This is a genomic window from Bacillus sp. FSL K6-2819 (assembly GCF_038008305.1).
Taxonomy (GTDB): domain Bacteria; phylum Bacillota; class Bacilli; order Bacillales; family Bacillaceae; genus Bacillus; species Bacillus amyloliquefaciens.
On the sequence record NZ_JBBOYV010000001.1, the window covers coordinates 3,894,374 to 3,907,925 of the forward strand.

Below are 13,552 nucleotides of genomic sequence, written 5' to 3' on the forward strand. Positions count from 1 at the left end.
GGCCTCTTTTCATGACAGCTTTTTGCTCATGATTACATCCGTCTCCAGGAATCCCGTCTTCTCATACAGCTTCCGCGCCGTTTCGTTATGAGCGAACACATGGAGAGAAAGCTTGCGGACACCCAGGTCTTTTGCCTTGTCCTCCAGCCTTGCGATCGCCTCTTTTGCATAGCCTTTGCCGCGATAAGGAGGATGAAGGCCGAAATCATAAATAAATGCGTCCTGCTGCGGGTTGTCCGGATCGGCGTGCAGCCACAGCCAGCCGGCATTGTCCTTTCCGTCCAATGTCAGCGTCCATAAATAGTGGTCAGCCGTCTCCAAGCCGTCAGGAAGCAGATCTTTAAATGTCCATTCTGCTAGTTCCGGCGCTTCTTCAGGCAGCCACGTTCCCGCTTTTATCTTTTCTTCAGCGTAATGCTTTGTTGAATGGGCGAGATAGGATTGAAATTCTTGCTCTGTCATCGGCTGCAGTGTGATAGCCATTGAATCACTCCTTACAAAACACAGACTGAAAGCGGTATCATGCAGTATTATCCGAAGGCTCCGTTTTCTGCGGGTTTTATGATTTGTTCGGCTTGCGCCGTTGAACCAGTTTGTGCAAATAATCCAATCGAAATGAGACTTGCCAAGGCTGCTGAGAGTACAATGAATTTACATGTTTTCATTACGAATCCCCTCCGTCAATCTCAAAATTTGGTCATTAGCATCTATTGATTCTTGGAAATACTTCGCCGCCAGTTTGTAATTCTCCTGTTTTTTAAAATGCGCAGCGGCCTGATACGATAAATCGGAAACGTCACTCCACAGTTCTTTCTTTTTTAACTCGGCGAACGCTGATTCAAGCGCTTCTTCACTGTGATCAATAAAGACATGCTGTAAGATGCGCAGTTTTTGGGTGTACACAGGTTCATTTTTTTCGTCTGCGGCGTTCAGCGCTTTATGAAGCCAAAACCGGCCCTCATCCGCCTGCTCCTGCTTCAATAACACTCTGGCCAGCATGTACAGACTCCGCACCGAATATGCGGATTGCAAATGCTCCTTTTTATCGAGAGCCGTTTCAAACTCGACTCGCGCCTCCTCCAATTTCTCCTGTCTCTCATAACAAATGCCCGCGTTAAAATGGGCCAGCGCCTCAATGTGCGGATCGCCTGCTTTGGCGGCTTGATGAATTGCCGTCTGCAGGAGCTCTTCGGCTTTCTGATAGTGAAACAAGTCCATTCTGTTACAGCCGATCACCATTAAACACTGTGCTTCTCTGACCGCGTACATTTCGTTGGCTTTGTAGATCTCTAACGCTCTTTCCGCATGATTCATCGCAAAGTAGTTTTGGCGGATTTCATAGTAGGCAATCGCCACTTGGTAATTAAACTCGGCTCTTTCAATCTCATTCGGTATGTGCCGGAGCCTGCTTTCAGCGATCCGGTAAAAATTAATGGCGTTCATGAATCGTTTCCGGTAAAACTCGTGCATTCCGGAAAAGAAATAATAATAGTATTGAATCATCTGGTCTGTTTTTTCTTTATCTGCGTTCAGCTGAATCGTTTTTAAAATGCCGTCTGTTTTCTCATACTCTTCCATCAAAAGCTTATAGCGGGAATCAATTAAATTAAAATAAAGGAGCACCGTTTGATTTTGTGTCATATTTTGCAGATCTGTAAGCAGCTGTTCTCTTAACGCCTTAGCCGATTCGGTTTTGTGCTTTTTGATTTCCTCGTACCAGTCACTGATTTTTTTCGCAACAGTTTCGTGGGCCATCACCTCAGCCATCTGTCAGGACACCTCCCTTTCCCATTTTGTGTAATAAATATATCATATTTACAGGCTCAAAAAGAGGGTGACAGCCTGCTAGTTTCCTAGTGGCAACAAAAAAACCCCCGCAGGTGCGGAGGCGCATATTTTATAATAGTTTTTTTCCTAACAAGGACTCCACCAGCTCAACCGCTGTTTTGCCGGTTTTGTTTTTGTGATCGAGGATCGGATTGACTTCAACAAATTCAGCTGAGGTGATAATGTCGGCATCATACAGCATTTCCATTGCCAAATGGCTTTCACGGTAGCTGATGCCGCCGACGACAGGCGTCCCTACGCCGGGCGCGTCACTCGGATCAAGGCCGTCGAGATCAAGGCTGAGATGAACGCCGTCACAGCCTGACAGGTAGTCAATGGTTTCTTCCATGACCCTCGTCATGCCGAGGCGGTCAATCTCATGCATCGTATATACCTTCATGCCTGTTTCCTTAATGTATTCACGCTCGCCTTCATCAAGCGATCTCGCGCCGATGATGACGACGTTCTCCGGCTTGATTTTCGGGGCATAGCCGCCCAGATTCACCAATGTGTCGTGGCCGACGCCGAGGCTGACGGCCAGCGGCATTCCGTGAATATTGCCTGACGGCGATGTTTCCAGCGTGTTTAAGTCGCCGTGCGCGTCGTACCAGATAACACCGAGCTGTTTATAGTGCTTGGCCGTTCCTGTCAGCGTTCCGATCGCGATGCTGTGATCGCCGCCCAGGACGAGAGGGAACCGCTCACTCTCAATGACGCTGTCCACCTTTTGGGCGAGCTGCTCGTTACCTGAGAGCACAGAGTTCAGATTTTTCAGCTCTTCATCTTTTTTGAGTTTTTCACGATTGACGGGGATGTCGCCCAGGTCTTCCACCGCATACCCCATGTCAGATAACCGTTCAATGAGATGCGCGTAGCGGATGGCGCTCGGGCCCATATCCACTCCGCGTCGTGCTTGTCCTAAATCCATCGGCATTCCAATAACTGAGATATTCTTATTCATCCGTTTTTCCACCTCAACATGTTGTATGTTGTCCTGTGCGGGTTTCTCAAAGATGACTTGGACACGAAAAGATTTTAAAGCTCTATCTGTTTTTCTGACTGTTTATGCTTTTTTACATACAGATGATAGACGATAACGCACACTACCATGAACGGGATGCCGCAATAAAGGGCGAGCCGCTGTTCTGAATCAAATGCGAGACTGATCAGAACAACCGTATTCAACGTCAGCCCGATAATAGGCAGCACCGGGTACAGCGGTGTTTTAAACTTAAGGTCTTCCACTTTTCCGCCTTCACGGATGTATTTCCGTCTGAACATCAACTGCGACAGAGAAATCGCAATCCAGCCGACCTGCGCGCTTAATCCGGCCAATGATAAGAGAAACATATAAACGGCTGCCGGCGCTGCGACTTTAGACAGCAGCGACAGGCAGGCGACGGCCAGCGTCACGATCAGCGCATTCATCGGCACGCCGCGTTTGTTTGTTCTGCCGAGCGCTTTAAAGGCTTGCCCTTCGTTCGCCATGGCATATAGGATACGCGTTGATGCAAACAGGCCTGAGTTGGCCACTGACAGCAGCGCAATTAAAATAACAAAGTTCATGATATCAGCGGCATACGGGATACCGATTTGTTCGAACACCACGACAAACGGGCTTTCGACCACTCCCGCCTGCTTCCACGGAATCATGCCGGCAATGACAATGATGGAAAGAACGAAAAAGACAAGCGTTCTCCATACCGTCTGCCGGATAGAGCGCGGAATCGTTTTCTCGGGATTTTCACTTTCTCCCGCGGCAACCCCGATCAGCTCCGTTCCCTGGAACGCGAAGTTGACGGTAATCATCGTAACAAGCATAGCTCTAATGCCGTTCGGAAACAATCCATCCTCATAAAAATGAGAGAAGAAAGGAGCCGGCTCGCCGTGCTTCATATCAATCAGGCCGAACATGGCGGCGCCGCCCAAAATAATAAACAGCAGAATGACTAAAATTTTAATGCCGGAAAACCAAAATTCCGATTCAGCGAACGCTTTTGTCGTAATGGCGTTCAAAAGAAACATCAGCCCGACAAACACGAGGCACCACACCCACACGGGAACATGCGGAAACCAGCGGAGCATCAATTGGCCCGCAGATAAAAATTCAATGGCGCATGTCACCGCCCAGCCGAGCCAGTACAGCCAGCCGAATGCGAAACCGAAAGCGGGGCTGATAAATTTGGTTGCGTACGTCTGAAACGACCCCGATACGGGAAGGGCAACCGCAAGCTCGCCTAAGCAGAGCATTGTCAAAAACATAATAAAACCGCCGACCAGATAAGACAGAACCGCACCCAGCGGTCCCGCCTGGTTGATTGTAAATCCGGTACTCAGGAAAAACCCGGTGCCGATCACTCCGCCCAATGAAATCATAAACAAATGGCGCGATTTCATCGTGCGCTGAAGCTGATTCTCTTTTTGATTTGTATTCACTGTTCTGCACCCCTTCAGCAACTTGTATTGGAACCAAGCCGGTGCATTGAAACCGATTTGCTGTCCAAAGAGCCTCTATTTGTATATGGATGTTATATAAAATTCATTTTCGTACATAAAGATACATTATACTAAAATACCGTCGCCGCGCAAATAGAGTGTGATGAATTTTTATTTGTAAATTCCATACAAGCCGAGGGAAAGCATTGCCGCATCAAAGTTTTACGCGTTTTGAAGCACATTTGTGATCTTTTGGATCGCCCAGTCCAAGTCTTCCTTGGAAATCATTAACGGCGGTGCAAACCGGATCACGGTATCATGTGTTTCTTTGCATAAAAGCCCTTCGCCTTTCAGCTTTTCACAGTATGGGCGGGCCGCTTCGGTCAGTTCAACGCCGATAAACAGGCCGCGTCCGCGCACGTCTTTTATGATAGGGTTATCGATTTTCTCAAGCTCTTCTTTAAAATACCGGCCAAGCTGAAGCGAACGCTCTGCCAGCCCTTCTTCCTCAAGGACTTCAAGAGATGCGATCGATACCGCGCAAGCGAGCGGGTTTCCGCCGAATGTCGAGCCGTGGGAACCCGGATTAAACACGCCGAGAATGTCACGGTTCGCCGCGATGCATGAAATCGGGAAGACGCCGCCGCCGAGCGCTTTTCCTAAGATGAACATATCCGGTACGATATTCTCCCAGTCAATCGCGAATGTTTTCCCTGTGCGGCCGAGTCCCGTCTGTATTTCATCAGCGATCAGAAGCACATTTTCTTCCTTACAAATGGCGGCCGCTTCTTGTAAAAATCCTTCCGGCGGAATGACGATGCCCGCTTCTCCCTGAATCGGTTCGAATAAGAAAGCGGCTGTGTTCGGCGTAATCGCCCGGCGCAGCGCTTCTGCATCTCCGTACGGAATTAATTTTATACCCGGAAGCATAGGTCCGAAACCTCGTTTATACTCATCTTCTGAAGAAAGAGATACCGCAAGCATCGTTCTGCCGTGGAAGTTGCCGATACACGCAATGATTTCTGCCTGATTATCGGCTACCCCTTTGACCTCATATGCCCAGCGTCTCGCCGCTTTGACAGCTGATTCAACGGCTTCCGCCCCCGTATTCATCGGCAGAATCATATCTTTTCCCGTCAGCTTGGCTGTTTTCTCATAAAACGGGCCGAGCTGATCATTATGAAACGCGCGTGACGTCAGAGTGATTTTATCCGCCTGATCCTTCAGCGCCTGAATGATCTTCGGATGTCTGTGTCCCTGATTCACGGCAGAATAAGCACTCAGCATATCCATATATTGATTGCCCTCAGGGTCTTTTACCCAAACACCCTGCGCTTCTGAAATAACAATCGGAAGAGGATGATAGTTGTTCGCGCCGTAATGTGAAGTTTGACTGATAATTTCTTGAGATTTTGTGAAAGCTGACATAATCTGATTCCCCCTTGTTTTGTAAACATTCAACATAAGCTCTTGCTTTCCCTTTTTATAAAGCAAGTTCCGTGCCAATCCGAAAAAACGGGATGTTTCGGCAAAATTCTTTCTCTTCCTGCAAAATTTTCATGCGGTTTGCAACCAAAGCTCAGCAAAGCGCAAAATTTTTTTGCGTTTTCGCTGACAAAAATAAGAGCAATCCAATTAGATTGCTCCTATTCAGCAGTTATTTATTCAATTGTCTTTGATATACAATATAAGAACTTAATACAGAAAATATGATACAGCCGATTGCAGCAATGAAAATGGCTGATATTCTATACACTGGCGGAAAAAAAGCTGAAAGCATCATGATAATGCCCGCTAAGACAAAAAGTTTTGAACTAACCCTGTGTGTATCCTTCCAAACTTTTTCACTGCTCAGCGTCCACGGTGTTCTTATCCCTAAAAAGAAATTAGGCTTAACTATCTGAATAAAGTTTCCAAACACCATAAAAATAACGCCCACTATAAAGCTTCCTAAATAAGATATAGGGAGGTCATATCCCAGGCCGGTCAAGATGATCATAAGATTAATGACAAACATTACCGCAAACATTGTATTAAATATAGCCATATATGGCCCGATAAATGTTTTGTAGTTATTTTTAGGATCAATCTTAGGGATGATAACCATTAAAATATATATAATAATCATTATGCCAATAAGCATCATCATCGCATTAGCTTTAGCTTGGTAATCATTTGCACTTCCGTTTAATCCCCAGTGTATCGCCAAATTGTCCGGTAAAGATGAATATGTGAAAGCCCATGTTAAAACAGTTAAAACAATGAGTCCTGCCGAAAAGATATATTTTTTCATGATTCCCCGCCTTTCTTCTTATCATGTTCTGGTTCAGCCAAAGAAAAGAACCAGCCTATAAGATCCTGTAATACAGTGGTATTTAATGAATACATAATAAATTGACCTTTCCTCTCATCGTGAACTAAATCAGTATTTTTCAATATGTTAAGATGATGAGAAATACTGGGTTTTGACATTTCGAAGTGTTCCGCAATTTCACCAGCTGTCATGTCTTGTTTCTTCAATAAATCTAAAATTCTTCTCCTTGTAGGATCGGCTAGTGCTTTAAATGCTTTATTCAAGTACTTTCCCCCTCTCATATATGATTTAGATATTTAAGTATATATCTAAATATCAACCATTTTCCTAAAAAAGTCAATGGTTTCTTTACCTCAATTTCCATTTATTTTTAAAAATCAGCAAAGCGCAAAATTTTTTTGCGTTTCCGGCTCAATTTATTTTAAAATAATGAATGTTAAGACGATTGGGAGGGGAATTGACCTGCACACAACCAGCGAATTTTTCACACTCGTATTACAAAGCATTCTGGAAGAGATTGATGTCGGGCTGCATGTGGTAGACGAAAAGGGCAGCACCGTCATTTACAATAAGAAAATGATGCAGATTGAAGATATGGATGAACGGGACGTCCTGCATAAAAATCTGACTGATGTATTTATGTTTTCCAATCAGCAGGACAGCACGCTCGTTCAGGCCCTTCAGGAAGGCAAAACGATTAAAAATGTGAAGCAAAGCTATTTCAATAACAAAGGCCAGGAAATCACGACGATCAATCATACCTTTCCGATTGTGCAAAACGGGGAGATCAAGGGCGCCGTGGAAATCGCCAAGGACGTCACCAAGCTCGAACGGCTGATCAGGGAGAACATGCACAGAAAAGAACAGAACAGCTATACGTTTGACAGCATTCTCGGCAACAGTCCGGTCATCCGGGAAGTCATCGAAAACGCAAAACGGGCAACCCGCACGTCTTCATCCGTGCTTTTGGCGGGTGAGACGGGAACAGGAAAAGAACTGTTCGCCCAAAGCATTCACAACGGCAGCCAGCGCTCAGGCGCCCCGTTCATATCACAAAACTGTGCCGCCTTGCCGGACAGTCTGGTCGAAAGTATTTTATTCGGCACGAAAAAAGGCGCCTTTACCGGAGCCATAGACCAGCCCGGCTTATTTGAGCAGGCACAGGGCGGCACCCTGCTGCTGGATGAGATCAACTCTCTCAATCTCAGCCTGCAGGCCAAACTGCTCCGCGCCCTTCAGGAAAAGAAAATCAGGCGCATCGGGTCAGCTCAGGACAAACCGATTGACGTCCGTATTATCGCCACGATGAATGAAGACCCGATCACCGCCATTTCGGAAGAGCGGCTGCGCAAAGATTTATATTACCGATTAAGCGTTGTCACGCTGATCATTCCGCCGCTCCGGGAGCGCAAAGAGGACATTCTGCCGCTGGCTGAAGTATTTATCCAGAAAAACAATCACCTGTTCCAAATGCATGTCGATTCGATCAGTGACGATGTGCAGCAATTCTTCCTGGAATATGACTGGCCGGGCAACATCCGTGAGCTTGAACATATGATTGAAGGCGCCATGAACTTTATGACGGATGAAACGACGATTACGGCGGCCCACCTGCCTTATCAATACCGCATGAAAATCAAACCGGCTGACACGGATGCCAAAGCCGCTCCAAACACCCAGCCCGGCACCGATTTAAAAGGTAAAATGGAGAATTTTGAAAAATATATGATCGAAAACATTCTGCGAAAACACCGCAACAACATATCCAAAACGGCACACGAGCTCGGTATCAGCAGACAGAGCCTGCAATACCGCCTGAAAAAATTCGGGCTGGAGCGGATGAAATGAATCCATACTGAAAAAAGGCTGAGATGCTCCTCAGCCTTTCGTCAGCCTATGTCTGATTGGCTTGATGCCACCACTCCATTACCTGAATTTGTCATTCTGGTTCAAAGCTCGACTTTATTCTGGATGGCGACACTCGCTTTCAGTCTGTAAAAGCTGAGCATCATAAACAGCGACAATAAGATGGATAATACCCCGATTGCGGTCAGCAGCAAGGCTGAATCAAAATAATCCGTTAAGAATCCGATAAACGGAAAGGCAATGAACATGAAGAGAGAGGTCATCAAACTGATAATTGACAGCAGCGTGGCTCTCGTTCTTGACGGAATCTCATTATTCACTACCTGACTGGATACGGGCTCTATCACATCATAGAGCGCATTAATGACGACAAAAGCGGCAATCGTCACATACAGACTGCCTGAAGGTATAAACAGATAGGCTGCCCCGATGATGCAGAATGTCAGCAGAAGCACGCGCCTCGGCGTGAATTTTTCCGCCGGCTTTGAAGAAAAGATGGAGCACAGCGCCTGCAAGATGGACAGTCCCGCAAAAATAATGGATATATTGCGCACGGACAGCCCTTCCTGACTTAACAGATCTTGTCCGTACATATAAAAAACCGATGTGAGCGCAAAGAAAACAGAGAGTGACAGCACCAGATATTTAAAGGCTTTGTTCAGCCTGAAGAAATCTTTGACTTCTTTTAAGATGTCACCGACCGTCTGCGTTTCGTGTTCACTGTTTTCAAATTTGATTTCCGTCAGCTGTGTAATGACCGCCATTGCAATCAGCTGAGTCACAATCCCCGCGATAAACACATAAGCCCATGATATTTCCTGTAAGTAACCGCCGATGCCCATGGCGATCGCAAGACCGAGTATGACAAGTCCGTTATAGTTTCCGATGGATTTGCCGTACCACTTTTCCTTCCCTTGTTCTTTCAGTGAATCAAACAAAAAGGCGTGATCCGTTCCTGATATAAACGTCAGCCCGACGCCGTATATAATATGGGCGATGAAGAGGGCGATGAAGTTATGAAAGCTCAGGAACATCGCCAAATAGACAATGACCATAAAATGGCCGAGCAAGAGCGATTTTTTTCTCCCGATTCTGTCCGAGATGACGCCGCTTGGCACTTCCGCCAGAAACATCGCCAAATTCAAGACCGATTGCAGGATGCCCACAAGAAACAACGAATAATTCATACTTGTTAAATATAAAATCCAAATCCCCCGTTCGAAAAAAAAGTTTCCGAAAAAACCGGAGAAGTAAAGCAAATTTCTATTCCGCACATGAATACCCCTTTCCAGCTATCTGCATTTAACATCATGAACAGAAAGGAGCCCGTCAGTCTTAACACAAAAACCCTCTATACATGGATCTTGCAGATACAGACTTTTCCCAAAACAAATTGGGCAATAATGAGTTGTATTCTCGAATAACCCAAAAAGTTCCTTCTTTTTTCCAGCACCTCTCTGATGCCGCCTTCATATAGCTCATGCACGTAAGACGGAAGAATAATCATTGAAATGGCTGAAATCGGGAGATGATAAGTCCGCTTCGGATCAGTTCTGGTTTTTCCAAGAGGGGCGGATCTTCCTCCGGCTTCTATTTCATCAGACGGCTCGCCCATGGTAACGTCAAATCGTTTTTTCCTATTATGTTCACCCCCGGCTGATCGCCTTTTACAAACGGTAAAGCATGTTTTATGTCAGAAATTGCTGAGCTGGGGATTTTGATTATTTCGGCACCTATAGTCCGGGTGAATCTCAATACTCTTGTATGAGCGGCATCTTTGCGGGTCAGCAGACTTATCCCGGCAGCCGGATAATGAACACGGAGCCTTTTCCCTGCTCACTTTTCACTTCAATTGTTCCGTTATGGCTGTCGATAATGGTTTTTGTAATGGCAAGACCCAGCCCGGTGCCGCCGTATTTACGGGATCGGGAGGTTTCCGCCCTGTAAAACCGGTCAAACAAATGAGGCACATGTTCGGGGGCGATGCCCGTTCCATTGTCAGCAATCATGAGCATGATGCCGCCGTCTTTCTGCAGAGAAACGGTGATGACGCCCGTTTCTTCATCCGTATGCTGCACCGCGTTGTAAAAGAGATTGAGAATGACCTGCTTCATTTTGTCCTTGTCAAAAACGGCTTTAATCTGTTGATCGACAAAAAACTCGAGCTTCCGGTTTCTCGCCAGCAGCTTCAGCTGAGCCTCCATTTCCAAAATGACGGCTCCCAGTGCGCCTTTTTCCATTTCAAAGCTCGGCACTCGGTCAATCTTCGCAAGAAACAGAAGGTCCTCTATCAGCTTATTCGCCCTGACGGATTCGGCGTACATGCTTCGGAGCGCTTTTTCTTTCTGTTCCGGCTTCTCCGCCGCTCCGCGCATTAAAATTTCGATAAAGCCGTGAATGGAAGTAAGCGGTGTTCTCAGTTCATGTGACGCGTCTGATACAAACTGCCGGATGCGTTCCTTTGCTTCTTTTTCCGCCTGAAAAGAGGTTTCAATCCGTTCCAGCATCTGATTGATGGATATGCCTAATGACTCAATTTCGGCCTGCTTTTTATCAATCGGCAGCCGTTTATCGAGACTGCCGGCATTGATGTCACCCATCATATGCACAATGCGCGATAATGGCTTGAGTGTGAGCCGGATCACCGGCAAAAAAACAAACAGTCCGATGACCAAAGCCGCAAAAGAAAGCACCGCAAAAATACCGACCTGGCGGAAAAGCGAATCATCCAGAGGCTGTGTCAGCGTGCTCATTTGCACAACGCCCGCCTGCCTTCCGTCAATGGAAATCGCCTGAAATACGACGATGATTTCCTGACCCATCTTATTGTGAGCCACCTGATAGTGAAGCGCCATTGTGTCTGTCAGCGCATCCCGATACACGTTTTTCGGGAAAGAAGGAGCGGTTCCCGCGTGCGGGTCCTCTGATAAAACAGACATCTTGTATGATTGATCGATAAAAGCAACCGTCACCCCGGGATAAATCAAATTCGGATGAGCCGGTGTTTCAGAACGGGCAAGGGTTTTGATTGACCTCCATACGCTTTGATCCATTGAATTGATATAGCTCTGAATGCTGATCGCCTGATTTTCATACATCGTCCTTTTCATAAACATGTACTGCGTGCCGCCGATGAAGCATAACAGCAGGGTCAAAATCGCCAGCGACCTGAACAGGAGCTGGAATCGCAGGGTTCTGTACAGCCGCTTCATGCCAGATCCACCCTGTACCCCGCGCCCCGCACCGTGCGGATCACTTTATGCTCTTTGTCTTTCAGCTTTTCGCGTAAAGAACGGATGTACACCTCGACGATATTGTCTTCCCCGTAAAAATCATAGCCCCATACTTGATCGAGAATCCTCGTTTTACTGAGCACCGTCCCGTGGCGAAGCACTAAAAATTTCAGCAGTTCATATTCGGTGGCAGACAGCTTCAAAGGCTGTTCATTGTAATGAATCTCTCTGCTCCGGTCATCGATTCGGAAAGGGCCGAGCACCACCTCATCAAAAAGATGCGGAAACTGGTTGCGGATTCTTGCGTAAATCCGGGCAAGCAGCTCCTCAAAGCTGAACGGTTTGATCATGTAATCATCAGCCCCTTCAATCAGCGCCTTTACGCGGAGCTCTACTTCATCCTTCGCGGTCAGCATAATGACGGCGGTATTGCTTGTTTTCTTGAGCATTCTTGACAGCTCAAGCCCATCCATTCCCGGCATCATAACGTCCAAAACAGCAATATGAGGCTGAAATGTTTTAACAAGATTCATTGCCGACATCCCGTCTGCCGCGGACATCACTTCAAATCCTTCATTGACAAGCCCCATCGTTAAAAAATCAATGATCGCCGGCTCATCGTCTACAATCAGCACCTTGATGCCTTTCAACTTATCCATGATGCAGTCTCTCCTTAGATGTATCAGCCTGAGTTTATTTTTTTCGCTTCCCCCTCTATTATTCGCTTTTATCTGAAACAAAACTGAATCTAAGCTGAAAATCCGCTGAATTCAGGAAGTTTTCAGCTTGTCCTCATATTGTTTTCAGCTTGGGTCTTTACAATAAGCCTTAGTTGGGACGCCAACGATGAAATGTTTAAGGAGGAATATACGATGGGAATTACAAAAGTTTTATCAGGAGCTGCACTGGGGACCATTCTTTCAATCAGTTCTTTAACTTCAGCACATGCGGCTGTCATTCATAAGGATAGCGCTGCGCAGGCGAAAGTGGAAACGAAACAGGAGGCTTCCGTTTCCATAGCAAAAGCGAAAGAAGCAGCATTGAAGAATTGCAGCTGCAAAGGCGCCGTTCAATCAGCGCAAATGAAAAAAATCAACGGCGCTTACGTATATGTCGTCAACATTCTTGACGTAAAAGGAATGCAGCATACCGTCAACGTCAACTGTGACAGCGGAAAAGTCGTGAAACACCAGATTGAAAAAAAACAGCAATTCATTTCAAAAACGGGTGCTGAAAAAATTGCCTTGAAGAATTGCAAAGGCGCCGTGAAGTCTGCTGAGCTGAAGTCCGAAAATAACGTCATGGTTTACGTCGTTCAAGTGTCAGGACAAGACGGCAAGCTTCACACAATCCATATCAACTGCAAAAACAGCAAAATCGTCAAACATGACATAAAGGATAACCAGCAATACATGACCCGTACAAAAGCGGAATCATTCGCACTCAGCCATTGCAAAGGCGCCGTGAAATCCGCTGAAATGAAAAAAGAAAACGGCGTATCTGTATATGTTGTCAGCATATTCGGCCAGGACGGCAAGCTGCATACGCTCCACATGGACGGCAAAAGCGGTAAAGTCCTGAAAGAAGACGTGCAGAAAAAACAAGTCATGATCGCTTCTGAAAAAGCGCATTCCATCGCGCTCAGCCACTGCAGCGGAATAGTGAAATCTTCTGAAATGAAGAAAGAAAACGGCGTCTACATGTACATCGTCAAAATCACTGCCCAAAATCATACGGTACAGACAGTTAAAGTAAACGCTGAAAACGGAACAATCTGCAAATAACAAAAAAATAAGCTGCCGGCAGTTTCATCTGCCGCTTCAATTTTGCAACACCAGTCGTTTCAATCACAAAAGGTTCTAAGTTCATGTCTGCC

General features: G+C 46.2%; 14 protein-coding genes. 2 read left to right on the forward strand and 12 right to left on the reverse strand.

Annotation, left to right across the window (positions count from 1 at the left end; translation table 11 throughout):
* Positions 1-9 precede the first annotated feature (9 nt).
* The 8 genes from MHH91_RS20260 to MHH91_RS20295 all read right to left on the reverse strand — a co-directional run bounded on the left by MHH91_RS20260 (position 10) and on the right by MHH91_RS20295 (position 6,840).
* Positions 10-483 carry a GNAT family N-acetyltransferase gene (locus tag MHH91_RS20260; protein WP_013354201.1) on the reverse strand — a complete coding sequence of 158 codons (474 nt, stop codon included), beginning with the start codon at positions 481-483 and terminating at the stop codon, positions 10-12.
* Between the two features lie 47 nt (positions 484-530).
* Positions 531-665: a hypothetical protein gene (locus MHH91_RS20265; RefSeq protein ID WP_007407881.1), complete on the reverse strand. Its 135-nt coding sequence runs from the start codon at positions 663-665 to the stop codon at positions 531-533.
* Positions 652-1,767: a response regulator aspartate phosphatase gene (locus MHH91_RS20270; protein WP_013354202.1), complete on the reverse strand. Its 1,116-nt coding sequence runs from the start codon at positions 1,765-1,767 to the stop codon at positions 652-654. The genes MHH91_RS20265 and MHH91_RS20270 overlap by 14 nt, the downstream gene beginning before the upstream one ends.
* Positions 1,768-1,897: 130 nt before the next feature.
* Complete coding sequence (rocF, locus tag MHH91_RS20275; protein WP_013354203.1) at positions 1,898-2,788, reverse strand: arginase; 891 nt, start codon at positions 2,786-2,788, stop codon at positions 1,898-1,900.
* 74 nt (positions 2,789-2,862) lie between these two features.
* The gene (locus MHH91_RS20280) at positions 2,863-4,263 is read right to left on the reverse strand and encodes an amino acid permease (RefSeq protein WP_013354204.1); all 1,401 of its coding nucleotides are present in this window, start codon (positions 4,261-4,263) and stop codon (positions 2,863-2,865) included.
* Between the two features lie 222 nt (positions 4,264-4,485).
* On the reverse strand, positions 4,486-5,691 hold the full coding sequence (locus MHH91_RS20285) for an ornithine--oxo-acid transaminase (RefSeq protein WP_014471290.1): 1,206 nt from the start codon (positions 5,689-5,691) through the stop codon (positions 4,486-4,488).
* Between the two features lie 229 nt (positions 5,692-5,920).
* Positions 5,921-6,556, reverse strand: a complete 636-nt coding sequence (locus MHH91_RS20290) for an SdpI family protein (RefSeq protein ID WP_013354206.1) — start codon at positions 6,554-6,556, stop codon at positions 5,921-5,923.
* A complete protein-coding gene (locus MHH91_RS20295) occupies positions 6,553-6,840 on the reverse strand; it encodes an autorepressor SdpR family transcription factor (RefSeq protein WP_013354207.1) in 288 nt (95 codons plus the stop codon). Before MHH91_RS20295 ends, MHH91_RS20290 begins: the two co-directional genes overlap by 4 nt.
* A 166-nt stretch (positions 6,841-7,006) precedes the next feature.
* Between MHH91_RS20295 and MHH91_RS20300 the strand changes: the two genes are divergently transcribed.
* The gene (locus tag MHH91_RS20300; RefSeq protein WP_044051918.1) at positions 7,007-8,425 is read left to right on the forward strand and encodes a sigma-54 interaction domain-containing protein; all 1,419 of its coding nucleotides are present in this window, start codon (positions 7,007-7,009) and stop codon (positions 8,423-8,425) included.
* A gap of 101 nt (positions 8,426-8,526) precedes the next feature.
* Here MHH91_RS20300 and MHH91_RS20305 read toward each other — a convergent pair whose 3' ends face one another.
* The 4 genes from MHH91_RS20305 to MHH91_RS20320 all read right to left on the reverse strand — a co-directional run bounded on the left by MHH91_RS20305 (position 8,527) and on the right by MHH91_RS20320 (position 12,335).
* Complete coding sequence (locus MHH91_RS20305; protein WP_013354209.1) at positions 8,527-9,717, reverse strand: MFS transporter; 1,191 nt, start codon at positions 9,715-9,717, stop codon at positions 8,527-8,529.
* 77 nt (positions 9,718-9,794) lie between these two features.
* Positions 9,795-10,058 carry a hypothetical protein gene (locus MHH91_RS20310; RefSeq protein WP_013354210.1) on the reverse strand — a complete coding sequence of 88 codons (264 nt, stop codon included), beginning with the start codon at positions 10,056-10,058 and terminating at the stop codon, positions 9,795-9,797.
* Positions 10,059-10,236: 178 nt separating this feature from the next.
* Positions 10,237-11,655: a sensor histidine kinase gene (locus MHH91_RS20315; protein WP_014471292.1), complete on the reverse strand. Its 1,419-nt coding sequence runs from the start codon at positions 11,653-11,655 to the stop codon at positions 10,237-10,239.
* A complete protein-coding gene (locus tag MHH91_RS20320; protein WP_013354212.1) occupies positions 11,652-12,335 on the reverse strand; it encodes a response regulator transcription factor in 684 nt (227 codons plus the stop codon). The genes MHH91_RS20315 and MHH91_RS20320 overlap by 4 nt, the downstream gene beginning before the upstream one ends.
* A gap of 213 nt (positions 12,336-12,548) precedes the next feature.
* On the opposite strand from MHH91_RS20320, the gene MHH91_RS20325 reads away from it, so the two are divergent.
* On the forward strand, positions 12,549-13,460 hold the full coding sequence (locus tag MHH91_RS20325; protein WP_013354213.1) for a PepSY domain-containing protein: 912 nt from the start codon (positions 12,549-12,551) through the stop codon (positions 13,458-13,460).
* Positions 13,461-13,552: the final 92 nt, after the last annotated feature.